28 protein-coding genes are annotated in these 26,137 nt (G+C 75.9%); 16 read left to right on the plus strand and 12 right to left on the minus strand.

What is annotated here, in order from left to right; all coding sequences use genetic code 11:
• Nucleotide 1: 1 nt before the first annotated feature.
• The 3 genes from ACQEVU_RS22630 to ACQEVU_RS22640 all read right to left on the minus strand — a co-directional run bounded on the left by ACQEVU_RS22630 (nt 2) and on the right by ACQEVU_RS22640 (nt 3,008).
• The gene (locus tag ACQEVU_RS22630; RefSeq protein WP_433326615.1) at nt 2-862 is read right to left on the minus strand and encodes an NAD(P)H-hydrate dehydratase; all 861 of its coding nucleotides are present in this window, start codon (nt 860-862) and stop codon (nt 2-4) included.
• The gene (locus ACQEVU_RS22635; RefSeq protein WP_433326617.1) at nt 855-1,583 is read right to left on the minus strand and encodes a histidine phosphatase family protein; all 729 of its coding nucleotides are present in this window, start codon (nt 1,581-1,583) and stop codon (nt 855-857) included. The genes ACQEVU_RS22630 and ACQEVU_RS22635 overlap by 8 nt, the downstream gene beginning before the upstream one ends.
• Nucleotides 1,584-1,721: 138 nt before the next feature.
• Complete coding sequence (locus ACQEVU_RS22640) at nt 1,722-3,008, minus strand: PhzF family phenazine biosynthesis isomerase (RefSeq protein WP_433326619.1); 1,287 nt, start codon at nt 3,006-3,008, stop codon at nt 1,722-1,724.
• Between the two features lie 94 nt (nt 3,009-3,102).
• Here ACQEVU_RS22640 and ACQEVU_RS22645 point away from each other — a divergent pair, with 94 nt between their 5' ends.
• The 3 genes from ACQEVU_RS22645 (at nt 3,103) to ACQEVU_RS22655 (ending at nt 5,234) form a co-directional block, all read left to right on the plus strand.
• Entirely contained in the window at nt 3,103-3,543 is a 441-nt protein-coding gene (locus ACQEVU_RS22645) for an Lrp/AsnC family transcriptional regulator (RefSeq protein WP_433326621.1), read from the plus strand.
• A gap of 66 nt (nt 3,544-3,609) precedes the next feature.
• Complete coding sequence (locus ACQEVU_RS22650; RefSeq protein ID WP_433326623.1) at nt 3,610-3,786, plus strand: hypothetical protein; 177 nt, start codon at nt 3,610-3,612, stop codon at nt 3,784-3,786.
• Nucleotides 3,787-3,788: 2 nt separating this feature from the next.
• Nucleotides 3,789-5,234, plus strand: a complete 1,446-nt coding sequence (locus ACQEVU_RS22655; protein WP_433326625.1) for an MFS transporter — start codon at nt 3,789-3,791, stop codon at nt 5,232-5,234.
• Here ACQEVU_RS22655 and ACQEVU_RS22660 read toward each other — a convergent pair.
• The 4 genes from ACQEVU_RS22660 to ACQEVU_RS22675 are packed head-to-tail and all read right to left on the minus strand — an operon-like array spanning nt 5,135 to nt 8,177.
• Nucleotides 5,135-5,674 carry an FUSC family protein gene (locus ACQEVU_RS22660; protein WP_433326627.1) on the minus strand — a complete coding sequence of 180 codons (540 nt, stop codon included), beginning with the start codon at nt 5,672-5,674 and terminating at the stop codon, nt 5,135-5,137. The genes ACQEVU_RS22655 and ACQEVU_RS22660 overlap by 100 nt on opposite strands.
• A 39-nt stretch (nt 5,675-5,713) precedes the next feature.
• A complete protein-coding gene (locus ACQEVU_RS22665) occupies nt 5,714-6,460 on the minus strand; it encodes an amino acid ABC transporter ATP-binding protein (RefSeq protein WP_433326629.1) in 747 nt (248 codons plus the stop codon).
• On the minus strand, nt 6,457-7,299 hold the full coding sequence (locus tag ACQEVU_RS22670) for an amino acid ABC transporter permease (RefSeq protein WP_433326631.1): 843 nt from the start codon (nt 7,297-7,299) through the stop codon (nt 6,457-6,459). Before ACQEVU_RS22670 ends, ACQEVU_RS22665 begins: the two co-directional genes overlap by 4 nt.
• Complete coding sequence (locus tag ACQEVU_RS22675; RefSeq protein ID WP_433326633.1) at nt 7,299-8,177, minus strand: ABC transporter substrate-binding protein; 879 nt, start codon at nt 8,175-8,177, stop codon at nt 7,299-7,301. Before ACQEVU_RS22675 ends, ACQEVU_RS22670 begins: the two co-directional genes overlap by 1 nt.
• A gap of 135 nt (nt 8,178-8,312) precedes the next feature.
• Between ACQEVU_RS22675 and ACQEVU_RS22680 the strand changes: the two genes are divergently transcribed.
• Nucleotides 8,313-9,458: a glutathione-independent formaldehyde dehydrogenase gene (locus ACQEVU_RS22680; RefSeq protein WP_433326635.1), complete on the plus strand. Its 1,146-nt coding sequence runs from the start codon at nt 8,313-8,315 to the stop codon at nt 9,456-9,458.
• A gap of 59 nt (nt 9,459-9,517) precedes the next feature.
• Here the strand turns inward: ACQEVU_RS22680 and ACQEVU_RS22685 are convergent, their stop codons facing one another.
• From ACQEVU_RS22685 to ACQEVU_RS22695, 3 genes are read right to left on the minus strand one after another with little or no spacing between them, the layout of a single operon-like run.
• Nucleotides 9,518-10,018: a hemerythrin domain-containing protein gene (locus ACQEVU_RS22685; protein ID WP_433326637.1), complete on the minus strand. Its 501-nt coding sequence runs from the start codon at nt 10,016-10,018 to the stop codon at nt 9,518-9,520.
• Between the two features lie 8 nt (nt 10,019-10,026).
• Complete coding sequence (locus ACQEVU_RS22690) at nt 10,027-10,476, minus strand: hypothetical protein (protein ID WP_433326639.1); 450 nt, start codon at nt 10,474-10,476, stop codon at nt 10,027-10,029.
• 43 nt (nt 10,477-10,519) lie between these two features.
• Nucleotides 10,520-11,473 carry a helix-turn-helix transcriptional regulator gene (locus tag ACQEVU_RS22695; protein ID WP_433326641.1) on the minus strand — a complete coding sequence of 318 codons (954 nt, stop codon included), beginning with the start codon at nt 11,471-11,473 and terminating at the stop codon, nt 10,520-10,522.
• 173 nt (nt 11,474-11,646) lie between these two features.
• On the opposite strand from ACQEVU_RS22695, the gene ACQEVU_RS22700 reads away from it, so the two are divergent.
• On the plus strand, nt 11,647-12,774 hold the full coding sequence (locus ACQEVU_RS22700) for a SigB/SigF/SigG family RNA polymerase sigma factor (protein WP_433326643.1): 1,128 nt from the start codon (nt 11,647-11,649) through the stop codon (nt 12,772-12,774).
• Nucleotides 12,775-12,788: 14 nt separating this feature from the next.
• Here ACQEVU_RS22700 and ACQEVU_RS22705 read toward each other — a convergent pair whose 3' ends face one another.
• The gene (locus tag ACQEVU_RS22705; protein ID WP_433326645.1) at nt 12,789-14,183 is read right to left on the minus strand and encodes an aldehyde dehydrogenase family protein; all 1,395 of its coding nucleotides are present in this window, start codon (nt 14,181-14,183) and stop codon (nt 12,789-12,791) included.
• A gap of 92 nt (nt 14,184-14,275) precedes the next feature.
• Here ACQEVU_RS22705 and ACQEVU_RS22710 point away from each other — a divergent pair, with 92 nt between their 5' ends.
• From ACQEVU_RS22710 to ACQEVU_RS22750, 9 genes are read left to right on the plus strand one after another with little or no spacing between them, the layout of a single operon-like run.
• Nucleotides 14,276-15,943, plus strand: a complete 1,668-nt coding sequence (locus ACQEVU_RS22710; RefSeq protein WP_433326647.1) for a carbamoyltransferase family protein — start codon at nt 14,276-14,278, stop codon at nt 15,941-15,943.
• Nucleotides 15,940-16,923 carry a glycosyltransferase family 2 protein gene (locus ACQEVU_RS22715; RefSeq protein WP_433326649.1) on the plus strand — a complete coding sequence of 328 codons (984 nt, stop codon included), beginning with the start codon at nt 15,940-15,942 and terminating at the stop codon, nt 16,921-16,923. The genes ACQEVU_RS22710 and ACQEVU_RS22715 overlap by 4 nt, the downstream gene beginning before the upstream one ends.
• Nucleotides 16,920-18,479 (plus strand): HAD-IIIA family hydrolase, encoded by a 1,560-nt coding sequence (locus ACQEVU_RS22720; protein WP_433326651.1) that lies wholly within the window; start codon nt 16,920-16,922, stop codon nt 18,477-18,479. Before ACQEVU_RS22715 ends, ACQEVU_RS22720 begins: the two co-directional genes overlap by 4 nt.
• Nucleotides 18,476-19,423, plus strand: coding sequence for a glycosyltransferase (locus ACQEVU_RS22725; protein WP_433326653.1), 948 nt, complete (start codon nt 18,476-18,478; stop codon nt 19,421-19,423). Before ACQEVU_RS22720 ends, ACQEVU_RS22725 begins: the two co-directional genes overlap by 4 nt.
• Nucleotides 19,408-20,625: a glycosyltransferase gene (locus tag ACQEVU_RS22730; protein ID WP_433326655.1), complete on the plus strand. Its 1,218-nt coding sequence runs from the start codon at nt 19,408-19,410 to the stop codon at nt 20,623-20,625. The genes ACQEVU_RS22725 and ACQEVU_RS22730 overlap by 16 nt, the downstream gene beginning before the upstream one ends.
• Complete coding sequence (locus tag ACQEVU_RS22735) at nt 20,622-21,218, plus strand: D-sedoheptulose-7-phosphate isomerase (protein ID WP_433326657.1); 597 nt, start codon at nt 20,622-20,624, stop codon at nt 21,216-21,218. The genes ACQEVU_RS22730 and ACQEVU_RS22735 overlap by 4 nt, the downstream gene beginning before the upstream one ends.
• Nucleotides 21,215-22,570 carry a PfkB family carbohydrate kinase gene (locus ACQEVU_RS22740; RefSeq protein WP_433326659.1) on the plus strand — a complete coding sequence of 452 codons (1,356 nt, stop codon included), beginning with the start codon at nt 21,215-21,217 and terminating at the stop codon, nt 22,568-22,570. Before ACQEVU_RS22735 ends, ACQEVU_RS22740 begins: the two co-directional genes overlap by 4 nt.
• On the plus strand, nt 22,567-23,256 hold the full coding sequence (locus ACQEVU_RS22745) for an SDR family oxidoreductase (RefSeq protein WP_433326661.1): 690 nt from the start codon (nt 22,567-22,569) through the stop codon (nt 23,254-23,256). The genes ACQEVU_RS22740 and ACQEVU_RS22745 overlap by 4 nt, the downstream gene beginning before the upstream one ends.
• Nucleotides 23,253-24,158, plus strand: a complete 906-nt coding sequence (locus tag ACQEVU_RS22750) for a glycosyltransferase family 9 protein (protein WP_433326663.1) — start codon at nt 23,253-23,255, stop codon at nt 24,156-24,158. The genes ACQEVU_RS22745 and ACQEVU_RS22750 overlap by 4 nt, the downstream gene beginning before the upstream one ends.
• On the opposite strand, the gene ACQEVU_RS22755 is transcribed toward ACQEVU_RS22750, so the two are convergent.
• On the minus strand, nt 24,124-24,483 hold the full coding sequence (locus ACQEVU_RS22755) for a hypothetical protein (protein WP_433326665.1): 360 nt from the start codon (nt 24,481-24,483) through the stop codon (nt 24,124-24,126). The genes ACQEVU_RS22750 and ACQEVU_RS22755 overlap by 35 nt on opposite strands.
• 154 nt (nt 24,484-24,637) lie before the next feature.
• Between ACQEVU_RS22755 and ACQEVU_RS22760 the strand changes: the two genes are divergently transcribed.
• A complete protein-coding gene (locus tag ACQEVU_RS22760; protein WP_433326667.1) occupies nt 24,638-25,192 on the plus strand; it encodes a hemerythrin domain-containing protein in 555 nt (184 codons plus the stop codon).
• Between the two features lie 4 nt (nt 25,193-25,196).
• Nucleotides 25,197-26,135: a TIGR03557 family F420-dependent LLM class oxidoreductase gene (locus ACQEVU_RS22765; RefSeq protein WP_433326669.1), complete on the plus strand. Its 939-nt coding sequence runs from the start codon at nt 25,197-25,199 to the stop codon at nt 26,133-26,135.
• The last annotated feature ends 2 nt before the right edge of the window (nt 26,136-26,137 follow it).

Genomic DNA, 26,137 nt, shown 5'->3' on the forward strand with positions numbered 1-26,137 from the left:
CCTACACCGTTGCGATGGTGTAGGCGACCTCGTCCAGCAGCTCGCGGGCCAGGAAGCCGGTGCGGCCGAAGCGGGGGGCCAGGCGCTGGCCGGTGACGGCGTGCGCGTACGTCGCCCAGCAGCCGGCCTGCGCGGGCCGCGCGCCGCGGGCCAGCAGCCCGGCGACCAGGCCGGCCAGGACGTCGCCGCTGCCCGAGGTGCCGAGGCCGGCGTCGCCGCTCTCCTCCCGCCACACGGTGCCGTCGGGGTCGGCGACGTGGCCGTGCAGGCACACCGCGGCGCCGTGGCGGGCGGCCAGGGCGGCCGCCTCCGCGCCCAGGTCGGCGCCGAGCTCGCGGCCCAGCAGGTGCTCGGCCTCGACGCGGTTGGGGGTGAGCACCACGCCGCGCCTGCCGTCCTCCAGCAGCTGCGGGCGCAGGCTCAGCGCGCCGAGGGCGTAGGCGTCGAGCACGACGGTGGTGCCGGGTGCGGCCTCGTGCAGTACCGTGTCCAGGATTTTCCCGGTTTCCTCGACGTCGTCCAGGCCGGGCCCGACGGCGATGGTGTCGGCCGCCGCCACCAGCTCCAGCAGGGCCTGCGGCAGGGCGGCGGCGCCGCCGGCGGGGGTCTCCGGCAGGCCGACGACCTTGGCCTCGGGCACGGCGATGCTCAGGGCCGTGGCCGCGGTCTGCGCGACCGCCAGCTGCAGCCGCCCGGCGCCGGCGCGCAGCGCGGCGATCCCGGCGAGTAGCACGGCGCCGGGCGTGTTGCGCGAGCCGCCGATGACGAGCACCGTGCCGCGGCCGCGCTTGTCCCGCGCGTCGCCGGCCGGCAGGGGCCAGGCGCGCAAGGTGCCGGGCGTGATGATGCACGGGTCAGCCATGGACGTCCTCCTGGCGCGTCACCGGGGCCTCGGCCTCCCGCAGGTGGTCGGTGGCGTTGAATCGCTCCAGGCGCAGCCGCCCGTCCTCGGCGTGCCAGCTGGTGACCGAGCCGTTGGCGATCGCGGTCGCGCCGGCGATCGCCATGAGCTCCTCCTCGTCGAGGCCTTCGATCTGGTACCGCAGCAGCAGCACGATCGCCTCGTGCCCGAACAGCACCACCCGCCCGCCCGGCCGCTGGGTGCGCAGATCCCCCAGCAGGCTCCGCAGTCTCAGCAGCACGTCGGCCCACGACTCGCCGCCCGGCGGGCGGTAGTAGAGCTTGCCGAGGTGCCGGCGCCGCTCGGCCTCCTCCGGCAGCCGCGCCTGGACGCCCTTGCGGGTCAGCAGGTCGAGGACGCCGAGCTCCCGGTCGCGCAGCCGCTCGTCGAACACGGCGTCGATCCCGGTCCCGGCCAGCGCGAGCTCCGCCGTCTGCACCGTGCGCCGGTACGGCGACACCACGGCGAGGTCCGGCCGCTCGCCCTCGCCCAGCTCACCCAGCCACTTGCCGACCGCGCGGGCCTGCACCCGGCCGAGGTCGGACAGCGGCACGTCGGCGTCGCGCTCGGCGATGTCGATGACGTCGAGCCCGGCCTGCTCGGCCAGCTGCGCCTGGACGTTGCCGGTGCTCTGCCCGTGCCGGACGACACCGAGCCAGCCCAGGTCACCCACCGCGCTCACCGCCTGATCCGTCGCCGGTCGCTCAGCACCAACAGGCCCGCGACGCCGCGGAGGGCGAGAGCCCCCGCCAAAACCCAGATGAACCACTGCACGACTGCTCGATGCCCCGCCGGGGGCCCTCTCAATCACCTCGGATGATCAGGAGTAGTAGCCCTCCAGGACCGCGCGGGCCTCCTCGAACAGCGCCGGGCCGCGCCGCCCGGCGCCGGACCGCCCGCCGCCGGGGGCCTGCAACGCCTCCAGCTGCGCGCCGGAGAGGGCGTAGACGACCCGGCCGAGGCCGGAGCGGTCGATGGCGCCGGCGCACATGCCGCAGGGCTGGCAGCTGGTGTACATCGTGGTGCCGGCCGCCGCCGCGGCGTCCAGGTTGCGCGCGGCCCAGCGGGCGAGCTTGAGCTCCGGGTGGGCGGTGATGTCGTCGTCGGAGCGCACCGTGTTGTGCTCCTCGGCGAGGACCTCACCGCCGGGGCCGACGAGCAGCGACCCGAACGGCGCGTCGCCGGCGGCGCGGGAGCGGGCGGCGAGGCCGATCGCGCGGCGCAGGAACCCCTCCTCGTCCGCCGTGACCGGCTCGGCGTCGGCCACGGTCATGGTGCCCCGGGCGACGACCCGGCCGGACCCGGTGACGCGCACCCGGTCCCCGGCGACGGTCACGGTGATCGTGCTCGGCCGGCCCATCGCGTGCCCCTGCTCGATGACGACCACGCCGCCGGCGCTCAGCAGCGCGGCGAGGGGTCCCGCGGCCGTGCCGGTGGCCGGGTCCTCCGCGATGCCCATCGCCGGGTTGAAGAACCGGGCGTGGGCGGTGGCGGCCGGGTCGACGGTGTCGTGCGTGTACACGTAGCAGCCCTCGCCCCCGACCGCACGCAGCGCGGCGACCAGGCGGCCGGCGTCGGGCGCGGCCCGCCCCACCGCGGCACGGTCGCGGACCGGCACGAGCAGATGCCCGGCCCCCGTGGACACGACCTGCGCCGGGCGGTCGGCCGCCAGGTCCTCGACGTCCAGCCCGAGCGCCGCGGCGAGCCCCTCGCGGTCCGCCGCGATCGCGCCGAACACGGGCGGCGACTGCTCCACCGTGACGAAAAGCCCCCGGACGTACACCGGCAGCACGTCCGGCCCGATCTGCTGCGTGAAGTCGCCGTCGCCGACCCGCCCGGAGGCGGCCAGCCACAGCCAGGCGCCGAGCGCGTTGTGCCCGGCCCCGAACACCTCCGCCCCGCTCGGCGTGAACGACCGCAGCCGCCACGTCGCGCCGGCGGTCGTGGGCCGCTGGATGAACGTGGTCTCGGACTGGTTGAACTCCCGCGCGACGGCCCGCATCTGCTCGTCGCTCAGCCCGTCGGCGCCGGGCACGAGCGTGAGCGGCGCCCCGGTGAGCGGTGCGGTGGCGAACACGTCCACATAGGCGAACTCGATCTCGGTCACGCCTACGACGCTACGACCGCGGCGGGCGCCCGGCCCAGCGCGATCCGGCGGTTGTCCGGCGGGTTCGCCGCACGATTTGCGGTACCGTCGCGCGATGACCGCACCCCTCGACGAGGTCGACCGGCGCCTGGTGGCCGAGCTGCAGCGCGACGCCCGGGCCTCGCTGACCGACCTGGCCCGCGCGATCCACCTGGGCGTGTCCGCCACGCGGGTGCGGCTGCGCGCCCTGGAGGAGCGCGGCGTCGTCACCGGCTACACGGCCCGGGTCGACCCGGCGGCGTGCGGCCTGCCGCTGCGGGCGGTGGTGCGGATGAAGGTGCACGGCGCGCTGTACGACAAGGTCGCCGCGGTGCTGGAGCGTGAGCCGCAGATCGTGCGCTGCGTGCGGGTGACGGGCGAGGCCTGCTACGTGGCCGAGGTGCTCGCCGCCGACATGCCGGACCTGGCCCGCATCACGTCGGAGCTGGCCCGGGTCGGCTCGATCACGACGGACCTGGTCTACGAGGTCGTGGTGGACCGCGCCGTGCCCGCCTGACGCTGCGCCGGGCATGGCGTCGAATTAATCCTATCGGGAAGATAGGATATCTGATACCTTCGCCGCATGAGGTTCTTCATGCAGGCGGCGGTGACGCGGCTCGTCAACCGGGCCGTCGGGCTCGCGCATCGGCTGGTCGGCTTCGGGGCGGGGGAGCCCTTCGCGGGCGCCTCCGCGCTGGAGGCGCCGGCCTGGGCCGAGCTCGCCGCCGAGCGGCGGCTGCACCGTCTCGCCGGCCGCTGAGGGTGGGCCGTTCGCGCCGGGTGGTCCTGCTCGTCTGCCTCGGCGCCGGCTGGACCACGCTGCTGGACCAGTCGATCCTCAACGTCAACCTCCCGGCCATCCGCGCCGCGCTCGGCGCCGGTGACGGTGCGCTGCAGTGGATCATGGCGGGGTACTCGCTCACGTTCGGGCTGGCGCTGGTGCCGGCCGGGCGGCTCGGCGACATGTTCGGGCGGCGCGGGCTGTTCGCCGGCGGGCTCGCCCTCTTCGCCGCCGGCGGGATTGTCGCCGCCGGCGCCGACCGGGCCTGGCTGGTCGCGGCGGCCCGGCTCGTGCAGGGTGTCGGGGCCGGCACCGTCAACCCGCAGATCATCGGGCTGATACAGGACCTCTTCCGGGGCCGGGAGCGGGCCCGCGCGCTCGGCGCCTACGCCGTCATCGGCGGGCTGTCCGGGTCGGTCGGGCCGCCGCTCGGCGGGCTCGTGCTGCAGCTGGCCGGGCCGGACCCCGGGTGGCGCCTGGTGCTGCTGGCCAACCTGCCGTTCGCGCTCGTCACCGTGCCGCTGGCCTGGCGCTGCCTGCCGGCCGGGCGCCCGGCGGGCCGCCGCGCCGACCTCGACGCGCCGGGGCTGCTGCTGCTCGGCGCGGCGACCGTGGCCGTCATCCTGCCGCTGGTCGGGACCGCGGGCGGCTGGCGGTGGGCCGCGCTCGCCGCGGTGGCCGCCGCCGGGTTCGTCGCCTGGGAGCGCCGCTACGCCGCGCGGGGCCGCACCCCGGTGCTGCTGCCGGCGCTGACCCGCAGCCGGGGGTACGTCCTGGGGACCCTCGTCGCCATGTGCCACTTCGGCGCCACCCTCGCCCTGAACCTGGTGCTCTCCCTGTTCCTGCAGGACGAGCTCGGCTTCGCGCCGCTGGCCGCCGCGGCCATGTCGCTGCCCGGCGCCGTCGGCTTCGCCGCCGCCTCGGCGGCTGGCGCGGCCGTGCTGGCCCGGTTCGGCCGGCCCGGCGTGACGGTGGCCATCGCGGTCGCCGCCGGCGGCGTCGCCGTCGACGCGCTCGCGGTCGCGCTGCTGCCGGCGCCGTGGCTCATCGCCGCCCTGGCCGCCGGGCAGCTCGTCACCGGTGCGGCGGGCGGCCTCGTCAACGCCCCGAACCAGGCGCTCACCCTCGAGCACGCGCCGAGCGGCGCCGGCGGCCTCAGCGCGGGCATCCTGCAGCTGTCGCAGCGGCTCGTGGCGAGCGTCGGCATCGCCGCGGCCACCGCGCTGTCCCTGCGCGGCCCGGGCCGGGCCGCGCTGCTGCACGGCGTCCTGCTTTGCCTCGCCCTCGTGCTGGCCGCGCTGGGCCTCTCCGCCGCGGACCGGACCCGTCAGCGGCGCTCGCGGGTGGCGATCGCGAACGCCACGCCCACGCCGACGCCGATCACCGTCTCGAGCAGCCTGGACACGAGCAGCTCGCCGACCGGCTGACGGTTGGCGAGCTGGCCGATCAGCAGCGCCAGCGGGGTGATGAAGACGAGGGCGGCGCCGTAGTGCCGCGGTACCAGCAGCTCGGTCAGGGCCTGGCAGGCGGCCACGAGCACGATGACCGACAGGGCCGGCAGCGGCAGGACGAGCAGCCCGGCCGCCACCGCGGGCCCGCGAGGGTGCCGACGACCCGGTGCACGCCGCGCACGACCTGCGGCCCAGGCCCGCGCGGGCAGCGTGCCGGTGGCGGCGCCGGACCCGACGGCGAGCACGAGCACCGCGCCGGCCGCGGCCTGCAGGCGCCAGCGCCGCGGCGAGCGGGCCGGGCCGCCGTAGACGGACGCGAAGGCCCCGAACGTCGCGTAGGCGGCGTGGTCGAGCCGGTCGTCGCCCCACGGCGCCAGCAGCGCCACGAGCATCGTCACCGCGGCGCGCGCGGCCACTCGCTCGCTGCCGGCGCCGATCGGCGATCAAGGTACCCGCTACAGGCGGCCGGCCTCGATGATCCGGCGCAGGAACTGGCGGGTGCGGGGCTCGCGCGGCTCGCCCAGCACCTGCTCCGGCGGCCCCTGCTCGACCAGCGTGCCGCCGTCGAGGAAGCAGACCCGGTCGGCGACCTGCCGGGCGAAGCCCATCTCGTGCGTGGCGAGCAGCATCGTCATGCCCTCGGCCCGAAGCTCCTGGACCAGCGCCAGGACCTCGCCGACGAGCTCGGGGTCCAGGGCCGAGGTCACCTCGTCGAGCAGCAGCAGGCGCGGCGAGTTCATCAGGGCCCGAACGATCGCGACGCGCTGCTGCTGGCCGCCGGAGAGGCGGTCCGGGTACGCCCCGGCGAGCTCGGCCAGGCCGATGCGCGCGAGCAGCGCCATCGCCCGGTCGCGGGCCTGCGCCGCCGGCACGCCGTGCACCCGGCGCGGGGCCAGGGTGACGTTGGCCAGCACCGTCATGTGGGGGAAGAGGTTGTACGCCTGGAACACCAGGCCGATGCGGCGGCGGACGCGGTCGGGGTCGGCCCGCGGGTCGGTGATGTCCTCGCCGTCGAGGCGGATCGTGCCGTCGTCGACCGGCTCGAGCAGGTTGACGCAGCGCAGCAGCGTGGACTTGCCCGAGCCGCTCGCGCCGATGAGCGCCACCACCTCGTGCTCGGCGACGTCGAGGGAGACCCCGCGCAGCACGTGGCGCTCGCCGAACACCTTGTGCACCGCGTCGATCGACAGGACGGTGGTCATAGGCCGGCCTCCGCGGACTGCCGCCGGGCCGCCCGCAGGGTGACCGCGTCGGTCACCGCGACGAGCGGGACGGCCAGCAGCACGAACAGCGCGCCGGCGACGATGTAGGGCGTGTAGTTGTACGACACCGAGGTCTCGATCTGGGCGGCCCGGATGGCGTCGACGGGCCCGGCCAGGGAGATCAGGCCGACGTCCTTCTGCATCGCCACCAGGTCGTTGAGCAGCGGCGGGGCGATGCGGCGCACCGCCTGCGGCAGCACCACGTGGCGCATGCTCTGGCGGTAGGTGAGCCCGAGCGAGCGGGCGGCGGCCCGCTGCGAGGGGTGGACCGACTCGATGCCGGCGCGGAACACCTCGGCGATGTACGCGCCGTAGGTCAGCACCAGCGCCGCCCCGCCGAGCACCAGGACCGACGGCATGCCGCGCAGCCGCAGGCCGGGCACCCCGAACGCGAACAGGTAGATGGTGATGATCAGGGGCAAGCCGCGGAAGGTGTACGTGTAACCGCCGGCGAGCGCCCGCAGCGGGAAGAACACGGGGCGCCGCAGCGTGCGCAGCAGCGCGATGCCGAGCCCGAGCAGCAGCGCGCCGGCGGCGCAGAACGCCAGCAGCTCGATGTTGAGCCACAGGCCGTGCAGCACCGCCGGCAGCGCCCGGCGCGCGATGTGCGGGTCGAAGAAGCTCCGCTTGACGCGGGCCCAGCCGGGCGCGCCGGTGATGGCGAAGTACAGCAGGAACCCGAGCGCCAAGGTGGACGCGGCGGCGACCGCCACCGACAGGATCGTCTGCCGGCGGCGGTACGCCTCGCGCTGGAGCTGGACGGCGGAGCGCTCGAACATCAGCTGAGCGCCGGCGCGCCCTGGGCCGCCGCGAGCCACTGCTGCTGCAGGTTCTTGAGCGTCCCGTCGGCCCTCAGCGCGTCGACGGCCCCGCTCACGCAGCCCGTGAGCGGCGAGCCCTTGTCGAGCACGAGCCCGAACTGCTCCGGCGTGCCGGCGACCGGCGGCAGCTGCCCGACGATCACCGCATCGGTGATCTCGGCCCCGGTGATGTAGAAGGCGGTCGGCAGGTCCACCACGAGCCCGTCGATCTGCCCGTTCTGCAACGCCTTCTTGGCGTCGTCGTTGTTGTTGTACACGGAGGGCTGACTCGCGGGCTTCACGACCTCGGTGATGGAGCGGTAGCTCGTCGTGCCCACCTGCGCGCCGAGCTTGGCGCCCTTGAGGTCGGCGACCGACCGGGCGCCGGCGATCTTCGAGCCCTTCAGCGCGATGACCGTCTGCGTCACGTCGTAGTACGGCGAGGAGAAGTCGACCGCCTGCCGGCGCTCGTCGGTGATCGAGAACTCGTTGATGTCGAAGTCGAACGTCTTGGGCCCGGGGGCGATGGCGTTGTTGAACGTCACGCGGACCCAGGCGACCTGGTCCTTGGTGTAGCCGAGCTTCGAGGCCACGGCGTAGGCCACGGCCGCCTCGAAGCCCTGCCCGCTGCCGGGCTTGTTGTCGGCGAACCACGGCGGGTACACCGGATCGTCGGTCCCGACGGTGAGCTTGCCCGCGGTGAGGGTCTTGAGCTGCGCCGGGGCGCAGGAGGCGGCGCTGGTGGCACCGCCGGAGGCGGCCGGTGCCGCGGTGTCGTCATCGGCCGGTGCGCAGCCGGCCACGGCGGCCAGGACGCCGGTGAGTCCGGCCGCGAGAAGGAGGGACGGGGGACGCATGGCGGCGATCATATCTATCGAGGAAGTAGGAAAGACCTCTCCGTGCCGCGGATCACGACCGCGCGGTCGCGAGGCCGGCGCGTAGCCGCCTCCGTCGCGGGTAGCCGGTAGCTGGAAGGCGAGGAGGGATAACTCATGAAGGCAGTCGTGTACCAGGGCCCGCGCAACGTCGCGGTGACCGAGGTCGACGACCCGCAGCTGCAGGCGCCGACGGACGCCATCGTGCGGATCACCACGACCAACATCTGCGGGTCGGACCTGCACATGTACGAGGGGCGCAGCACCGTCGAGCAAGGCAAGATCCTCGGGCACGAGAACATGGGCGTCGTCGAGGCGGTCGGGCCGGGGGTGAGCCGGATCAAGGTCGGCGACCGCGTCTCGGTGCCGTTCAACGTCGCCTGCGGCACCTGCCGCAACTGCGTGGAGGGCTGGACCAGCTTCTGCCTGCGCACCAACCCGATCGAAGGCGTGGACGGGGCCGCCTACGGGTACGCCAACATGGGGCCGTACGACGGCGGCCAGGCCGAACTGCTGCGCGTGCCGTACGCCGACTTCAACCTGCTCGAGCTGCCGCCGGGCACCGAGCACGAGAACGACTTCGCCATGCTCTCGGACATCTTCCCGACGGGCTGGCACGGCACGGAGCTGGCCGGCATGCGGCCGGGGGACCGGGTGGCCGTCTTCGGCGCCGGTCCGGTCGGGCTGATGGCCGCGCACTCGGCGATGATCCGCGGCGCGTCCGAGGTCTTCGTCGTCGACAAGGAGCAGGACCGGCTCGACCTGGCGGTGAAGATCGGCGCGACGCCGGTCGACTTCAGCCGCGGCGACCCGGCCGAGCAGATTCTGGAGGCGACCGGCGGGCGCGGCGCGGACTGCGGCGTGGAGGCGGTCGGCTACCAGGCGCACGACCCGAGCGGCGAGGAGCACCCGGAGCTGGTGCTGGACAACCTCGTCACGGTCGTGCGCTCCACCGGCGGCATCGGCGTGGTCGGCGTGTACGTCCCGCAGGACCCCGGCGCGGCGACCGACGCTGCGAAGCAGGGCCGGATCGGCTTCGACTACGGCACGTTCTTCAGCAAGGGGCAGCGGATGGGCACCGGGCAGTGCCCGGTCATGCGGTACAACCGCCATCTGCGCGACCTCATCATCACCGGCCGGGCGACGCCGTCGTTCCTGGTCTCCCACGAGCTGCCGCTGGAGCGGGCGGCCGAGGCGTACGACCACTTCGACCGGCGCGAGGCCGGCTGGACGAAGGTCCTGCTGCGTCCGGGCCAGCACTGACCGGACGACCGGCGTGACGAAGGAGGGGGCCGGCGCCGGCCCCCTCCTTCGCGCGCGCTTCAGGCCCGGACCGCGTCCAGGGCCTTCTTGAGGGCGGCCGGCTCGCTGGGCTTCGTCGGCGCCTTCGGCCGCAGCTCGAGCATCTTCGCCCCGAGCTCCTGCAGCTGCTGGCGGCCGAGGTTCTCGCGGACCTTCGGGAACCACTCCTCCTCTTCCTCCTGGATGTGGTGCGTCACGCTCTCGATGAGGACGGTGACCTTCGCGTCGAAGTGCTCCTCGTCGGGGTCCATCGTGGACAGTTCGAGGCAGAGGACGTCGGCGACGTGGTGCTCCTCGTACGACTCGAGGATGTCGTCCTCGAGGTCGGGCAGCAGGCGGCGGACCTCCGGGTACATGACCTCGTTCTCGAGGTAGGTGTGCACCGTCAGCTCCTGCAGGATCTGCTCGACGATGCGGCCCTTGGCCTCGGCCGGGCCCTCCTCGGCCGCCTGGAACTCCTTGAACAGGCGCTTGACCTTCTTGTGGTCCTCTTTGAGCATGACGATGGCGTCGGTGGACATGGATCTCCTCAGTGTTGAAGGGCCGGTTGGAGGCCGGTGTGGTCGAGGGTGCGCGGCAGCGGCTCGGGCAGCGGCCGCGGCGCGGGCAGGTCCGGGAAGCGCTGCAGCAGCGCGGCCGGCAGCGTGGTCGTGGCGAGCAGCACCAGGTTGCGCGTGGGGCACACGCCGGGGCCGGCGCTGAACGGGTAGACGGTCCAGCCGCGCTGCGGCGCGCCGGCCAGCCACGCCTCGCCGGCCATGACGCCGGCGAGGCTGACGGGCTCGGCGGCGCGGACGTAGGCGTCGACGCGGCGCTGGAACCGGGCGCGCAGGTGCTCCCGGCGCGGCCGCAGGTTCGCCCAGCCCTGGGCGAGCATCGGGGCGAGCACACCGCCGGCGCACCGCAGCGTGTCGAGCACGCCGACGCCGGTCGCCGGCCGGGCACGCCGGTCGGCCGGGGCCGTCACCTCCAGGACCATGCCCCCTGGCGTACCCTTTCGCCCGCGCGAGAAACGGAATGCTTCACCGCGCCTCGGCGCGGCTCAATGTGTGCGAGGGCGTGACGCCGTACGCCGAGCGGTACAGCGCCGTGAACCGGCTGTGGTTGGGAAAGCCCCACCGGGCGGCGACGGTGTGCACGGTCGTGGTCGGGTCGGCGGCGCGCAGCTCGCGGTGGGCGTGCTCGAGGCGGACCCGGCGCAGGTACGCCATCGGCGTCGTGTCCAGGTAGCGGCGGAACGCGACCTGCAGCGCCCGGATCGAGACGTTCGCCGCCCCGGCGATGTCCGCCGGCCCGATGGCACGGTGGGCGTTGTCGTCGACGAAGCCGACGGCGCGGCGCACGATCGCGGGGTGCGGGCCGTCGCGGTCCTCGGCGGCGGGCTCGCCCAGCGCGGTGTTGGGGAACACCACCAGGGACGCGGCGGCGAGCAGGCGGCCGGCGCTGGCGACGATCATCGGCTTGTCGATGGCGGGGCCGTCGGCGATGACGCGCCGGACGTAGTCGTAGGTGCTGCTCCACAGCGCCGCCGCGGCCGGTGACAGGGGGTGCTCGCCGGTGAAGCGCAGCGTGCGCGCGACGCGTTTCGCAGCGCCGTCGGCCACCTGGGCGAGCAGCTCGGGATCGATGAGGGTCAGCTCGAGGTCGGGGTCGGTGACCGCGGCGTCGAACGCCTCGCCGGGCTGGGCGGCGATGAACACGTCGCCGGCCGTGTGGTGGGTGCGACGCCGGCCGGGGCCGCGGCAGGTGACGGTGCCGCCGACGATGCGGGCGATGGCGAGGGTCGGCCGCGGCGGGCCGTGTACGCGACCGCGCAGCCGCAGGATCACGTGGTGCAGCTGAACCGCGCCGAGCGAGTACTGCGTCAGCCGGATCTGATGCGGCCCGTCGGCTACGGTGAGATGGAGCCCGCCGTACGTGGTGCGCAGAAACCGCTGGGCGGCGGCCAGGTCCGTCGTCTCGAATGTGGTCGCCATCCTGAGCCTCCGGGGGCGGGCGGTCGCGCGTACAGGATGACCCGCCCATCTACCCGGAAAACGCACGTCCAAACAATTCGTTCGCCCAGTTGACAGCCACCCGGTTCACAGCGCTCCGCGACCTAGTCGCCGGGCGATTCGCGCAAACACCATGGAACCAAGGGGGCGGTCATATGGACTTGTGTGTCCTGTCGTCGACGCGGGGCAACCGGTGCCTGCTGGAGCTGTCCGGCGTCCTGGACTACGCGTCCGCGCCGTACGTGAGACAGCTGGTGTTCCGGCAGCTCGACGCCGGGGCGCACGACATCGTGATCGAGGTGTCGCGGGTCCGGGTGCTCGATGCCGGGGCGATCAAGGTGGTGCTGTACCTGCGCCGCCGGGCCGAGCAGATCGGCGCCGGCCTGCGCCTGGCCGGCGCGACCGGCACGGTGCTGTCGGCGCTGGAGATCACCGGCGTCGCCAAGGAGCTGCACGCCTACGACGACTCCGGCTGGCCGGTACGGCACCGCGTGCGCGAACCGGTGCCCCTGGACGACCTGCAGACGCTGCCCGGGCACTTCCCGGCCGAGGCCACCGAGCTCGTCGGCCGGCTGCGCGGCCTCGACCCCGGCGACCCGGCCCGGGCCCGGGCCCGCGACGAGGTCATCGAGCTGTGCCTGCCGATGGCGCGCCGCCTCGCCCGCCGCTACGGCGCGACGGAGCCGGTCAGCGATCTGACCCAGGTCGCCGCGCTCGGGCTGGTCAAGGCCGTCGACGGGTTCGACAGCGAGCGGGGCATCGACTTCGGCGCCTACGCGACGCCGACGATCGTGGGGGAGATCAAGCGGTACTTCCGCGACCGCACGTCGGGCGTGCGCGTGCCCCGCCGGCTGCAGGAGCTGCGGCTGCGGGTCAACGCGGCCCGCGACGAGCTGGTGCAGGCCCTGCAGCGCTCACCGACCGTGTCCGACCTGGCCGTCCACCTCGGCGAGCCCGAGGAGGCGATCATCGAGGTGGTCGCGGCCGGCCAGGCGTACCGCCCGCTGTCGCTGGAGGCCCCGGCGGCCGGGGCGGCCGACGACAGCACCCTGGGGGAGACCGTCGGCGGCGACGCCCCCGAGTACGACCTGATCGACCACCGTGAGTCACTGCGCCGGGTGATCGCCCGGCTGCCCGCCCGCGAGCAGCGGATCCTGTCGCTGCGCTTCTACGGCAACCACACGCAGTCCGAGATCGCCCAGCAGGTCGGCCTGTCGCAGATGCACGTGTCGCGCCTGCTCGCGCACTCCCTCGCCTTCCTGCGCCGCCACCTCGACGCCTGAGCGCCCGGGCTCACTCACCAGCCCGACGGTGGCGGCTGTGCGTGTACCACCTTCGTTGCCGTCATCTCGTCCAGCAGCTCGGGGCCGTAGCCGAACCCCTGCCCGCTGGCCCGGCGGGGGTGCGCGGCGCCGCCCGGCGCGCCGCCGAACACCGCGTTGATCTTCACCGTGCCGACGTCCAGCGCGCGCCAGGCCCGCTGCGCGTTGCCCATCGACGGGGTGAGCACGGTCGCCGCGAGCCCGTACCGGCTGTCGGCCGCCCGGCGCAGCGCCTCGTCGAACGAGCCGACCGTGACGACCGGCGCGACCGGGCCGAACGTCTCCGCGGCCACGACCCGCATGTCGTCGGTGCAGCCGGCGAGGACCGTCGGCGGGTACCAGGCGCCCGGGCCCTCCGGCACCGCGCCGCCGGCCAGCACCCGCGCACCCTGCCCGGCGGCCGCGTCGACCTGGGCGTGCACGCTCTCGCGGTGGCGCACGTCGACCAGCGGCCCGATCTCGAAGCCGGCCGCCTCCTTGGCCAGCGCCGTCAGGAAGTCCTCGGCGACGTCGGCGTGCACGTAGATGCGCTCGACGGACACGCAGATCTGCCCCGCGTTGGCGAACGCGCCCAGCGCCGCCTGGGCGGCGGCCCAGGCCGGGTCGACGCCGGCGTCGACGATGAGCGGGTCGCTGCCGCCGTTCTCCAGCAGCGCCTTCGCGCCGGAGCGGGCCGTCGCGGCGGCGATCGCCCGGCCGGCCGCCGTGGAGCCGACGTGCGCGACGACGTCGACGGCGCAGCCGGCCAGGGCGGCGCCGGTCGGGCCCGCGCCGGCGAGCATCGACAGCACCGCCGGCGGGAAATGCGGGGCGAGCAGCCCGGCCAGCCGCCAGCCGGTGCCCGGTGCTCGCTCGCTGGGCTTGTACACGACCGCGTTGCCGGTGACGAGGGCCGCCCCGAGCAGCCCGCACGACACGGCGACCGGATCGTTCCAGGGTGTGATGGCGGCGACCACGCCGCGCGGGCCGGGTCGCATGAAGTCGATCGCGTCCGGGTCGCCCGCGAGGGCCCGGCCGCCGTGCAGCGGCCCGAGCTCGGCGTACTGCCGCAGCGTGCCCACGGCGGCGGCGATCGAACCGGCGGCGTCGGCGACCGGCTTGCCCGTCTCCGCCGACAGCAGCGCGGCCAGCGCGCCGGCCCCGCGCTCCAGCGCCGCGGCCGCCTCGTGCAGCGCCCGGGCCCGCTCGGCCGGGGCGGTGGCCGCCCAGCCGGGCTGCGCGGCACGGGCGGCGGCGACCGCCTCGGCGACCTCCTCGGGCCCGGCGGCCGGGGCAGTGACGACCGTCACGCCGTCGTGCGGATCGGCGACCGTGAACCGGTCGCGGCCGGCGCGCCAGGCGCCGGCGACGAGGTGTTCGACAACCTGCATGACCTCCGGCTTCCCGGCCACGCCCGAGCCAAACGGTTCTGCGTGAGAACCGATTTGGTTGTCTCGCCCGGCGACGGGTAGCTGGCTCGGGCATGAGAGTGCTTGGGATCAACGCGATATTTCATGATCCTTCCGCGGCCCTGGTCGTCGGCGGGCGGACGGTGGCGGCCGCCGAGGAGGAGCGGTTCAGCCGCCGCAAGCACGGCAAGCGGCCGGTGCCGTTCTCGGCCTGGGAGCTGCCCGAGCTGTCCGCCGCCTGGTGCCTGCGCGCCGCCGGCCTGTCACCCGAGGACATCGACGCCGTCGCGTACTCCTTCGATCCCGCGCTCTGCGCGGACCCCGGCACGCTCGGCCTCAGCGACCCGTGGGACCCGATGCGCGTGGACTACGCGCGGCGCGCGCCCTGGTTCCTGGCCGAGGCGCTGCCCGGCCTCGACCCGCAGAAGGTGCGGTTCGTGCCCCACCACGTCGCGCACGCCGCCTCCGCCGGGCTGTGCGCGGGCGGCGACGGCGCGGTACTCGTGCTGGACGGGCGGGGCGAGGCCGCGAGCCACCTCGCCGGCGTGTACCGCGGCGGCGAGCTCACCACCCTGGCCGCGCAGCGCCTGCCGCACTCGCTCGGGCTGCTGTACGAGGACCTGACCCGCCATCTCGGGTTCCTGCACTCCAGCGACGAGTACAAGGTCATGGCCCTGGCCTCCTACGGCCGGCCCCGGTTCCTGCCCGAGCTGCGCGAGCTCGTGTGCGCCACCGGCGGCGGCGGCTTCCGCGCCGAGCCCGTCGACTGGCCGTCGCTGGCCAAGGCCCGCGCCGCCGACGGTGAGCTCACCGACGACCACGCCGACCTCGCCGCCTCCGTCCAGCAGCGCCTGGAGGAGGTCCTGCTCGACCTGGCCCGCTGGACCCACGAGGCGGCCGGCGGCCCGCAGACGCTGACCCTGGCCGGCGGCGTGGCGCTGAACTGCGTGGCCAACGCCCGGCTGGCCGCGCAGGGCCCGTTCGAGCGGGTGTGGGTGCAGCCGGCCGCCGGTGACGCCGGCACCGCGCTCGGCGCCGCCCTGCACGTGGCGTCCGGGACCGGGGCGTCGATCGAGCCGATGCGCGGCGCCGACCTCGGCCGCGGCTGGAGCGACGCCGAGCTCGAGGCGGAGCTGCGCCGGGCCGCGCTGCCCTACACCCGCCCCGGCGACATCGCCGCCGAGGCGGCCGCCGTCCTCGCCGGCAACGGCACCGTCGCCTGGTTCCAGGGGCGCAGCGAGTACGGGCCGCGGGCCCTCGGGCACCGCTCGCTGCTGGCCCACCCCGGCGACCGCGAGACGACCGCGCGGATGAACGACATCAAGGGCCGCGAGCAGTTCCGCCCGATCGCGCCCATGGTGCGCGCCGAGCGCTTCGCCGACGTGTTCGAGGGGGTGTACCCGAGCCCGTACATGCTCTTCGTGCACCGCGTCCGTCCTGAGTGGACGGATCGGATCCCGGCCGTCGTCCACGTGGACGGCACGGCGCGGGTGCAGACCGTACACCCGCAGACCGAGCCCCTCGTGGCGCGGCTGCTCGCGGCGTTCGAGCGGCGCACCGGCCTGCCCGTCCTGGTCAACACGTCGCTGAACACCGCCGGCCGGCCGATGGCCGACACGCCCCGCGAGGCGATGGAGCTGTTCGGCTCCGCCCCCATCGACCTGCTCGCGCTCGGCCCGTTCGCGGTGCGACGGGCCGCGGCGTTCGGTGCGGCGCCGGGCCTGCCGGGGAACGCACGGTGAGCGGCGTCAGCATCGTCGTGCCGACCCTCGGCCGGCCGAGCCTGCGGGCGCTGCTCGACGCGCTGTCGGCCCTCCCGCCGGCCGTGGAGCTGCTGCTGGTCGACGACCGGCGGGACCGGGCGGCCCCGCTGCCGGGCGGCGCGAAGGTCCTCACCGGCCGCGCGCAAGCGGGTCGCGGTGGTCCCGCCGCCGCCCGCAACATCGGCTGGCGGGCCGCCCGCCACGAGTGGGTCGTCTTCCTCGACGACGACGTGGTGCCCGCCGCCGGCTGGTACGACGACCTGCTCGCCGACCTCGACGTGGACCCCGGCGTCGGCGGCGTGCAGGGCCGCGTCGAGGTGCCGCTGCCCGCGCACCGGCGGCCGACCGACTGGGAGCGCGGCACCGCGGCCCTGTCCGGCGGCGCCTGGATCACCGCCGACATGGCGTACCGGCGGGCCGCCCTGGCCGCGGCCGGCGGCTTCGACGAGCGTTTCCCGCGGGCGTACCGCGAGGACGCCGACCTCGCCCACCGGGTCCGCGCCGGCGGCTGGCGGCTGGTCCGCGGCCGCCGCACGGTCACCCACCCGGTGCGGCCGGCGGGCCCGCTGGCGAGCCTGCGCGCGCAGCGCGGCAACGCCGACGACGCGCTGCTGCGCCGCCTGCACGGCCCCGGCTGGCGCGCCCACCTGGAGATCCCGCGCGGCCGCCGCGCCCGGCACGCCGCCGTCGTCGCCGCCGGGCTCACCGCCCTCGGCGCCGCCGCGCTGCCGAGGCGGTGGCGGCCCCTCGCCGTCGGCGCGGGGCTCGCCTGGGCGGCCGGCACCGCCGAGCTCGCCGCGGCCCGGATCGCGCCCGGCCCGCGCACCCCGGCCGAGATCGCCGCCATGACCGCGACCAGCGTCGCGATCCCGCCCCTGGCCGTTGGGCACTGGCTCGCCGGCCGGTGGCGCTGGCGCTCGGCCGGCCCGTGGCCGATCGACGGGGCCGGCGAGCGGTGAGCGTCTTCGAGGCGGTCCTCTTCGACCGGGACGGCACCCTGGTCGAGGACGTGCCCTACAACGGCGACCCCGGCCTGGTCCGCCCCGTGCCCGGCGCCCGCGCCGCCCTGGACCGGCTGCGCGAGCGCGGGCTGCGGCTGGGCGTCGTCAGCAACCAGTCCGGCATCGCGCGGGGCCTGCTCAGCGAGGAGCAGGTGCGGCGGGTCAACCGGCGCGTCGAGGAGCTGCTCGGGCCGTTCGACGTGTGGCGGTACTGCCCCCACGCCGACGCCGACGGGTGCTCCTGCCGCAAGCCCCGCCCGGGCCTGGTCCACGCGGCCGCGGCCGCCATCGGCACCACCGCCGGGCGCTGCGTCGTGGTCGGCGACATCGGGCCGGACATGGACGCGGCCCTCGCCGCGGGCGCCGCCGGTGTGCTGGTGCCGACGGGGGTGACCCGGCCCGCGGAGGTCGCCGCCGCGCCGGCCGTCGCCGCGGACCTTCCCGCGGCCGTCGAGCTGATCCTGCGCCGCCACGAGCTGCACCTCGACGGGCTGCGGGCGCTGCGCCGGCCGGGCACCGTGCTCGCCGTGCGGCCCGACTCGGCCGGCGACGTGCTCGTCACCGGCCCGGCCATCCGGGCCCTCGCCGCGGGCGCCGAGCGGGTGGTGCTGCTGTGCGGGCCGCGCGGCCGCGCCGCCGCCGAGCTGCTGCCCGGCGTCGACGAGATCGTCGAGTGGCGGCTGCCCTGGATCGACCCCGAGCCCGACCCGGTCGACCCCGCCGACCTGGCCGCGCTCACCGGCCGGCTCGCCGCCACCGGGGCTGCCGAGGCCGTCGTGTTCACGTCGTTCCACCAGTCGCCGCTGCCCACCGCGCTCGTGCTGCGCGCGGCCGGCGTCGCCCGGGTGAGCGCGATCAGCGACGACTACCCGGGCTCGCTGCTCGACGTGCGCCATCGCGTACCGCCCGGAGTCCCCGAGCCCGAGCGGGCGCTGTCGCTGGCCGCGGCGGCCGGCTTCCTCCCGCCGCCCGGCGACGACCTGCGGCTGCGGCTGCGCCCGCTCGCCCCCGCCGGCGAGCCCGGCCCCTACGTCGTCGTCCACCCCGGCGCGTCGGTGCCGGCCCGCACGGTCCCGGCCGCGGTGTCCCGGCGCATCGTCGCCGCGCTCGCCGCCGCCGGCCACCGCGTGCTCGTCACCGGCTCGACCGCGGAGAAGGCGCTCACCGCCGAGGTCGCCGGCGACGACGCCGCCGACCTCGGCGGCGCGAGCGACCTGGCCGGGCTGGCCGCGCTCGTCGCCGGCGCCGGCTGCCTCGTGGCCGGCAACACCGGGCCCGCGCACGTCGCCGCCGCGACCGGCACGCCCGTCGTGAGCCTCTTCGCCCCGACCGTCCCCTTCGGACAGTGGGCACCCTACCGGGTGCCGGTGGTACGGCTCGGCGACGCGGCGGCGGCGTGCCGGGACACGCGGGCCGCCCGCTGCCCCGTGCCGGGCCATCCGTGCCTCGGCGCGATCGACCCCGCCGCCGTCGTGGCCGCCGTCGGCCTGCTCACCGCCGGAGGGCGCGCGTGAACATCCTGCTGTGGCACGTGCACGGCTCCTGGACGACGGCGTTCGTCCAGGGCAAGCACCGCTATCTGGTACCGGTGAGCGCCGATCGCGGGCCCTGGGGCCGCGGCCGGGCGCAGACCTATTCCTGGCCGGACAGCGTCGAGGAGGTCCCCTACGACCGGCTGGGCGCCCACGAGATCGACGCGGTGATCCTGCAACGCCCCGAGGAGCTGGCGCTGCTGTCCGCGTGGGCGCCCGCGGTACGACTGCCGAAAATCTACGTCGAGCACAACACCCCGAAGGGCGACGTGCCGGCCACCCGGCACCCCATGGGCGACCGCGACGACCTGCTCATCGTGCACGTCACCCACTTCAACCAGCTGTTCTGGGACTGCGGCGGCACCCGCACGGCCGTGATCGAGCACGGGATCGTGCCGCCCGTCGCCGACTACCGCGGCGACCTCGAACGGCTGGCCGTGGTGACGAACGAGCCGCTGCGCCGCGGCCGGGTCACCGGCACCGACCTCTTCGCACGCTTCGCCGCCGCCGCGCCGCTGGACGTCTTCGGCATCGGCGTCGCCGGGCTGGCCGGGCCGCGGGTCGACACGTTCGAGGACCCGCCGCAGGCGGCCATGCACACGCTGCTAGCCCGCCGCCGCGCCTACCTGCACCTGTGCCGCTGGACGTCGCTGGGGCTCAGCCTCATCGAGGCGATGACCATCGGCCTGCCGGTCGTCGCGCTGGCCACGACCGAGGCCGTCGAGGCCGTGCCGCCCGGCGCGGGCGTGCTGTCCACGCGCGTCGACACGCTCGTCGACGCGGCGCTGTGGCTGATCGAGTCACCCGGGGAGGCCCTGCGCCTCGGCGCCGCCGGCCGGGCGGCCGCCCGGCGCCGCTACGGGCTGGACCGCTTCCTCGCCGACTGGGACCACCTGCTGGAGGAGCAACTGTGCGCATCGCGATGATCTCGGAACACGCCAGCCCGCTGGCCGCCCTCGGCGGCGAGGACGCCGGCGGGCAGAACACCCACGTCGCCGAGCTGTCGGCGGCCCTCGCCACGCTGGGCCATGACGTGCGCGTCTACACGCGCCGCGACGACGCCGCACGCCCCGTCATGGTGGCGATGCGTGACGGGGTGTCCGTCGTGCACGTGCCGGCCGGGCCGCCGGCGGCGGTGCCGAAGGACGAGTTGCTGCCGTACATGGGCGACTTCGGCCGCTGGCTCGCCGCGCACTGGGACGACGGCGCCTGGGCGCCCGACATCGTCCATGCCCACTTCTGGATGAGCGGCCTGGCCGCGCTCACGGCCGTCGCCGGGCGGGCCACGCCGGTCGTGCAGACCTACCACGCCCTCGGCGCGGTCAAGCGCCGCCACCAGGGCGCCGCCGACACCAGCCCGCCGCAGCGGACCCACTTCGAGCGGCGCATCGGCCGCACCGTCGACCGGGTCGTCGCCCAGTGCCGCGACGAGATCCGCGAGCTGGTCCGGATGGGCGTGCCGCGCGCTCGCATCGCGCTCATCCCCTCCGGCGTCGACGGGTCGCGGTTCACCCCCCACGGCCCGCAGGCGCCGGCCGGCCCGGCCACCCGGCGGCTCCTCTCCAGCGGGCGGCTGGTGGAGCGCAAGGGCTTCGCCGAGCTCATCCGGGCCCTGCCACTCGTGCCGGGCGCCGAGTGCGTGATCGTCGGCGGCCCGCCGGCCGGCGAGCTCGGCGCCCACCCGGAGGCCGCCCGGCTGCGCCGCGTCGCCGAGGAGTGCGGGGTCGCCGACCGCGTGCACCTCACCGGCCAGGCCCCCGCCGCCGACATGCCGCGGTGGTACCGCACCGCCGACCTCGTCGCCGCGGTGCCGTGGTATGAACCGTTCGGCCTGACCGTCCTCGAAGCGATGGCCTGCGGCCGCCCCGTGGTCGCCACCGCCGTCGGCGGGCACCTGGACACCGTCGTCGACGGCGTCACCGGCGACCTCGTGCCGCCCCGCGACCCCGTCGCCCTCGGCCGGGCGCTGCGCCGGCTCCTCGACGACCCGATGCGCCGCTACAGCTACGCGGCCGCGGCCGAGGACCGCGCCGCCGAGCGGTACTCGTGGCGGCGCGCCGCCGAGCAGCTGCAGGCGCTGTACGCGACCGTGACCGGCGCCGTGCTCACCGAGGCGGTGGCCGGATGAGCCCGCTGGAGACCCACCTCGCCGGCCTGGCCGCGGCGATCGGCCCGTTCCGGCAGGAGGCCGCGCGCCTGGAGCAGTGGGGCGCCCGCCTCGCCCGGATCCTCGGCCGCGGCGGCCGCCTGCTCGTCTGCGGCAACGGCGGCAGCGCCGCCCAGGCCCAGCACCTCGCGGCCGAGCTCGTCGGCCGGCTGCGCGACGAGCGGGCCCCGCTGTCGGCGATCGCGCTGTGCGCCGACTCCTCGGCGGTCACCGCGATCGGCAACGACTACGGCTTCGAGGAGCTCTTCGCCCGCCAGGTGCGCGGACACGGCCGGCCCGGCGACGTCCTCATGGCCCTGTCGACCAGCGGCCGCAGCCCCAACGTCCTCGCCGCCGTCGCCGCGGCGCGGGAGAGCGGCCTGCACACCTGGGCGCTCACCGGCCCGGCGCCCAGCCCGCTCGCCGCGGCCTGCGACGAGGCGGTCGCCTGCCCCGGCGCCGACGGCCAGGTGGTGCAGGAGCTGCACCTCGTCGCCGTCCACGTCCTGTGCGAATACGTGGATCGGGCCCTGTCGCGCCCTTTCGCCCCGGCCGCCGAGCTGGTGGCGTCATGACCGACCGCATCGTCGTCATGGGCGACACGCTGCTGGACCGCGACGTCGACGGCGGGGTGCGGCGGGTCAGCCCGGACGCGCCCGCCCTCGTGCTCGATGAGGAGCGCGTCACCGAACGGCCCGGCGGGGCCGGCCTCGCCGCACTGCTGGCCGCCCGCGAGGGCCTCGACGTCGCCCTCGTCACCGCGATCGCCGACGACGCCGGCGGGCAGCGGCTGGCCGAGCTGCTCACCGCGGCCGGCGTACAGCTGCATCCGGTGCCGCTGCCCGGCCCGACGCCGGAGAAGGTGCGGCTGCGGGCCGGCGGCCAGGTGCTGCTGCGCCTCGACCGCGGCGGCACCGAGCCGGCGGTCCCCGGCGACGCGCCGGTCGACCTGGCCGAGCTGCTCGACTGCGCCGGCGCGATCCTCGTCAGCGACTACGGCCGGGGAATGACCGGCCGGCCGTGGCTGCGGGCCGCGCTCGCCGGCACGGCCACCCCGATCGTGTGGGACCCGCACCCGCGCGGCGCCGCCCCCGTCGCCGGCGCCCGCCTCGTCACCCCGAACGAGGCCGAGGCGCGGGCGCTCAGCGGCGACGCCGGCGGCGGCGGCCGCATCGCCGCCGCCACCCGGGCCGGGCACACGCTGCGGCAGCGGTGGCGGGCCGGGGCCGTCGCCGTCACCACCGGCGCCGCCGGCGCCGTGCTCTGCCACGCCGGACCAACCCCGCTGGTGGTCCCGGCCCCGCAGGTGACCGAGGGGGACACCTGCGGGGCCGGCGACCGCTTCGCCGCCGCGGCCGCGGCCGCGGTCGCCGCGGGCGCGCTGCCGTCCGAGGCGGTCACCGCCGCCGTCGCCGCGGCCGGCGAGTATGTGGCCGCGCCGCCCCGCACCGAGGCCGGCGAATCCCCCGGCGGCGACGCCGTCGCCCGGGTGCGGGCCCGCGGCGGCACCGTCGTGGCCACCGGCGGGTGCTTCGACCTGCTGCACGCCGGGCACGTCGCGACCCTCGAGGCGGCCCGCTCGCTCGGCGACTGCCTCGTCGTGTGCCTCAACTCCGACGCCAGCGTCCGCGGGCTCAAGGGCCCCGACCGGCCGGTGGTGGCGCAGGAGGACCGGGCCCGGCTGCTGCGGGCGCTCGCCTGCGTCGACGCCGTCGTCGTCTTCGACGAGCCCACGCCCGAGGCGGTCCTGTCCTGGCTGCGCCCCGACCTGTGGGTGAAGGGCGGCGACTACGCCGACGGCGGGCCAGCCCTGCCGGAGGCCGACCTCATGCGCCGCTGGGGCGGGCACACCGTGGTCGTGCCCTACCTCGACGGCCGCTCCACCACCAAGATGATCACCACTGCCCGTTCGGGAGGTACCACATGACCCAGGCCGGACCCGCGATCCTCGTCACCGGCGGCTCGAGCGGCCTCGGCGCCGCGGTCGTCGGCGCCGCCGTCAAGGCCGGCTGGCGCCCGTTCGTCATCGACCGGCAGCCGCCGGTCGAGGGCGTGCCCTGGGCCGAGTGCGACCTGGCCGACACCCGCGCCGCGCAGGACGCCACCCGGCGCGCGGCCGAGCACCTCGCCGGCCTCGACGCCGTCGTGACCGCGGCCGGCATGGACGTGCCCGGCCGGCTCGCCGACGTGCCGGCCGAGACGTGGGAGCGGGTCGTCGCCGTCGACCTGCTCGCCACCGCCGCCGTCATCCGGGCCGCCCTGCCGGCGCTGACCGCCAGCCACGGCAATGTGGTCACGATCGCCTCCACGCTCGGCGTCAAGGCGGTCAGCGACGCCACCGCGTACTGCGCGGCCAAGTTCGGCGTCGTCGGCTTCACCCGGGCCCTCGCCGCCGAGCTGGCCGGCAGCGTCGGCGTGACGCTCGTGGTGCCGGGCGGGATGCGCACGAAGTTCTTCGACGACCGGGACGCGCAGTACAAGCCGGGCCCCGACGCCGTCCTGAACGATCCGGCGAACGTCGCCTCGGCGGTCATGTTCGCCGTCGGCCAGCCCCGCGGCTGCGCCGTGCGGGAGCTCGTCGTCTGCGCGGAGACGGAGACGTCCTATCCGTGATCCTCGTCCTGCGTGCCCTCGGCGTCGGCGACCTCGCCACCGGGGTGCCGGCGCTGCGGGCGCTGCGCCGCGCCTTCGCGCCCGAGCCCCTCGTCCTGGCCGCGCCGGACTGGCTCGCCCCGCTGGCCGAGCTCACCGGCGCGGTCGACGAGCTGCTGCCCTGCGCCGGCCTCGACGACCCGCTGCCGGTGCTGTGCCCGGCGGTCGCGGTCAACCTGCACGGCAAGGGGCCCGAGTCGCACCGCCTCCTGCGCGCGACCGGGCCCGCCCGGCTGCTCGCGTTCGGCGGCGGCGGCCCGCGGTGGCGCGCCGAGGAGCACGAGGTGGCCCGCTGGGTCCGGCTGCTGCGGTGGTTCTGCATCGAGGCCGACCCCGCCGACCTCGCCCTCGAGCGGCCGCCGACCGGCCGACCCGGCGTCACGATCGTGCACCCCGGCGCGAAGTCGGGCCGGCGGCGCTGGCCCGCGGCGCGCTTCGCCGGGACGGCCCGCGCCCTGGCCGGCGCCGGCCACGACGTCGTGGTCACCGGCTCGGCGGCCGAGGAGCCCCTCGCGCGGCAGGTCGCCGGCCTCGCCGGCCTGCCGGCCGCGGCCGTCCTCGCCGGCCGGACCGGCCTGCGCGAGCTCGCCGCGCTCGTCGCCCACGCCCGGCTGCTGGTCAGCGGCGACACCGGCATTGCACACCTGGCCACCGCCTACGGCACGCCGTCGGTGGTGCTGTTCGGCCCGGTGCCCCCGCGGCTGTGGGGCCCGCCGCCGGACCGGCCGCGGCACGCGGCGCTGTGGCCGGGCGGGGCGGCCGAGCCGGGCGACACGCCCGGCCCGGACCCGCACCCGGCCCTGCTGCGGATCGCCGTCGGCGACGTGCTCAGGGCCGCAGAGCGGGTTGCAGGAGCACCTTGACCGTGCCGTCCTTCTTCTCCTGGAACCGCTCGTAGGCCCCGGGCGCGTCGTCCAGCGGCAGCCGGTGGGTGGCGAACGAGTAGACGCCGAGCGGGTCGTCGTCGCCCAGCAGCGGCAGGATGTCGTCGATCCAGCGCTTCACGTCGGCCTGGCCCATGCGCAGCTGGATCTGCTTGTCGAACAGCACCATCATCGGCAGCGGGTCGGCGGTGCCGCCGTACACGCCGGACAGCGAGATCGTGCCGCCGCGGCGCACCGCGTCGATGGCCAGGTGCAGCGCGGCGAGCCGGTCGACGCCGGCCTTGTCGATGAACTTCTCCGCCACCGCGTCGGGCAGGAACCCGGCGAGGGTAACGGGATCACGACGCTCTCCCGGGCCCGGCCATCGTTTCGTCGCTCATGGCCCGGCGCTTACCCCCGCCCCTCACCCGGAAACAATCCCGCCGTTACGGTGGCCCGGCGGCGGGTAACCGCAGATCATGACTCAGTTGCAGCACAAGGACGTCGTCGACGTCCTGCTCGAGCAGCACCGCGAGATCAAGGGACTGTTCGAGCGGATCGCGACGGCCCAGGACAAGCAGAAGCAGGAGCTCTTCTACGACCTCGTCCGGCTGCTCGCCGTGCACGAGAGCGCCGAGGAGCAGATCGTGCACCCGGAGGCCCGCCGCGCCATCGGCGAGGGCGGCGAGCGCGTCGTGGAGGCGCGGCTGCACGAGGAGGCCGCGGCGAAGCGGGTCCTGTCCGACCTCTACGAGCTCGGCGTCGAGCACCCGGAGTTCGACGCGCGGATGGCCGAGTTCGCGCAGGACGTCGTCGAGCACGCCACGCACGAGGAGCAGGAGGAGTTCCCGCGGCTGCGCGAGCGCGTCGACCCGGACAAGCTGCGCCGCATGGTGTCGGTGTTCGAGGCGGCCGAGAAGGTGGCGCCGACCCGCCCGCACCCGGCGGCCGGCGAGTCCGCGACGGCCAACCTGCTCCTCGGCCCGCCGGTGGCCGTCTTCGACCGCATCCGCGACGCGCTGCGGTCCGGGTGAACGCATGCGCATCGGCTACTTCCTCTCCTGCGAGGAGTACACCCCGGCCCAGCTGATCGAGCAGGCGCGGATGGCGCAGGACGCCGGGTTCCAGGGGCTGTGGATCTCCGACCACTACCACCCGTGGAACGACGAGCAGGGACAGAGCTCGTTCGTCTGGTCCATGATCGGGGCCCTCAGCCAGGTCGTGGACATCCCGGTCACCACCGCCGTGACCTGCCCGATCCAGCGGGTCCATCCGGCGGTCGTCGCCCAGGCCGCGGCGACCAGCGCCGTGCTGCACGACGGGCGGTTCGTCCTCGGCGTCGGCACCGGCGAGGCGCTCAACGAGCACGTCACCGGCGAACGGTGGCCCTCGGCGGGCGAGCGCCTCGAGATGCTCGAGGAGGCCGTGGACGTGATGCGCAAGCTGTGGGACGGCGGGTTCGTCAACCATCGCGGGCGGCACTTCGCGGTCGAGCAGGCTCAGGTGTACACCCGGACGCCGACGCCACCCAGGGTCTACCTGTCGGCGTTCGGGCCGAAGGCGCTCGCCCTCGCCGGCCGCATCGCCGACGGCTACATCCTCACCATGCCCGACGCCGGCCTGGTCCGCGGGTTCCGCGAGGCGGGCGGCGGCGACAAACCGGTGCAGGGCGGCTTCAAGGCGTCGTGGGCGCCCACCGAGGACGAGGGCGTGGCGACCGCCCACCGGCTGTGGCCCAACGAGGGCCTGCCCGGCGAGCTGTTGCAGGTCCTGCCGTCGCCGAAGCACTTCGAGCAGGCCTCGCAGCTGGTGACGCCGGACGCCGTGCGCGAGGCGATCGCCTGCGGCCCCGACCCGGCGAAGCAGGCCGCGCAGCTGAGGGCGTATGAGGACGCGGGCTTCGACGAGGTGTACGTGGCCAACATCGGCCCGCACTACGGCGAGCTCATCGACCTGTACCGCAAAGAGTTCCTGTAGCC

It is taken from the genome of Dactylosporangium sp. CA-139066, assembly GCF_050936175.1.
Lineage (GTDB): Bacteria > Actinomycetota > Actinomycetes > Mycobacteriales > Micromonosporaceae > Dactylosporangium.

What these genes read in the sequence shown, in the direction of transcription:
- ACQEVU_RS22685 (WP_433326637.1), bottom strand. Translation starts at nt 10,018, where the DNA reads ATGTCCACCGACGCCATCGTCATGCTCAAAGAGGACCACAAGAAGGTC.
- ACQEVU_RS22700 (WP_433326643.1), top strand. Translation starts at nt 11,647, where the DNA reads ATGGACTTGTGTGTCCTGTCGTCGACGCGGGGCAACCGGTGCCTGCTG.
- ACQEVU_RS22765 (WP_433326669.1), top strand. Translation starts at nt 25,197, where the DNA reads ATGCGCATCGGCTACTTCCTCTCCTGCGAGGAGTACACCCCGGCCCAG.
- ACQEVU_RS22665 (WP_433326629.1), bottom strand. Translation starts at nt 6,460, where the DNA reads ATGACCACCGTCCTGTCGATCGACGCGGTGCACAAGGTGTTCGGCGAG.
- ACQEVU_RS22650 (WP_433326623.1), top strand. Translation starts at nt 3,610, where the DNA reads ATGAGGTTCTTCATGCAGGCGGCGGTGACGCGGCTCGTCAACCGGGCC.
- ACQEVU_RS22705 (WP_433326645.1), bottom strand. Translation starts at nt 14,183, where the DNA reads ATGCAGGTTGTCGAACACCTCGTCGCCGGCGCCTGGCGCGCCGGCCGC.
- ACQEVU_RS22630 (WP_433326615.1), bottom strand. Translation starts at nt 862, where the DNA reads ATGGCTGACCCGTGCATCATCACGCCCGGCACCTTGCGCGCCTGGCCC.
- ACQEVU_RS22695 (WP_433326641.1), bottom strand. Translation starts at nt 11,473, where the DNA reads ATGGCGACCACATTCGAGACGACGGACCTGGCCGCCGCCCAGCGGTTT.
- ACQEVU_RS22680 (WP_433326635.1), top strand. Translation starts at nt 8,313, where the DNA reads ATGAAGGCAGTCGTGTACCAGGGCCCGCGCAACGTCGCGGTGACCGAG.
- ACQEVU_RS22760 (WP_433326667.1), top strand. Translation starts at nt 24,638, where the DNA reads ATGACTCAGTTGCAGCACAAGGACGTCGTCGACGTCCTGCTCGAGCAG.
- ACQEVU_RS22735 (WP_433326657.1), top strand. Translation starts at nt 20,622, where the DNA reads ATGAGCCCGCTGGAGACCCACCTCGCCGGCCTGGCCGCGGCGATCGGC.
- ACQEVU_RS22710 (WP_433326647.1), top strand. Translation starts at nt 14,276, where the DNA reads ATGAGAGTGCTTGGGATCAACGCGATATTTCATGATCCTTCCGCGGCC.
- ACQEVU_RS22645 (WP_433326621.1), top strand. Translation starts at nt 3,103, where the DNA reads ATGACCGCACCCCTCGACGAGGTCGACCGGCGCCTGGTGGCCGAGCTG.
- ACQEVU_RS22675 (WP_433326633.1), bottom strand. Translation starts at nt 8,177, where the DNA reads ATGCGTCCCCCGTCCCTCCTTCTCGCGGCCGGACTCACCGGCGTCCTG.
- ACQEVU_RS22670 (WP_433326631.1), bottom strand. Translation starts at nt 7,299, where the DNA reads ATGTTCGAGCGCTCCGCCGTCCAGCTCCAGCGCGAGGCGTACCGCCGC.
- ACQEVU_RS22740 (WP_433326659.1), top strand. Translation starts at nt 21,215, where the DNA reads ATGACCGACCGCATCGTCGTCATGGGCGACACGCTGCTGGACCGCGAC.
- ACQEVU_RS22690 (WP_433326639.1), bottom strand. Translation starts at nt 10,476, where the DNA reads ATGGTCCTGGAGGTGACGGCCCCGGCCGACCGGCGTGCCCGGCCGGCG.
- ACQEVU_RS22745 (WP_433326661.1), top strand. Translation starts at nt 22,567, where the DNA reads ATGACCCAGGCCGGACCCGCGATCCTCGTCACCGGCGGCTCGAGCGGC.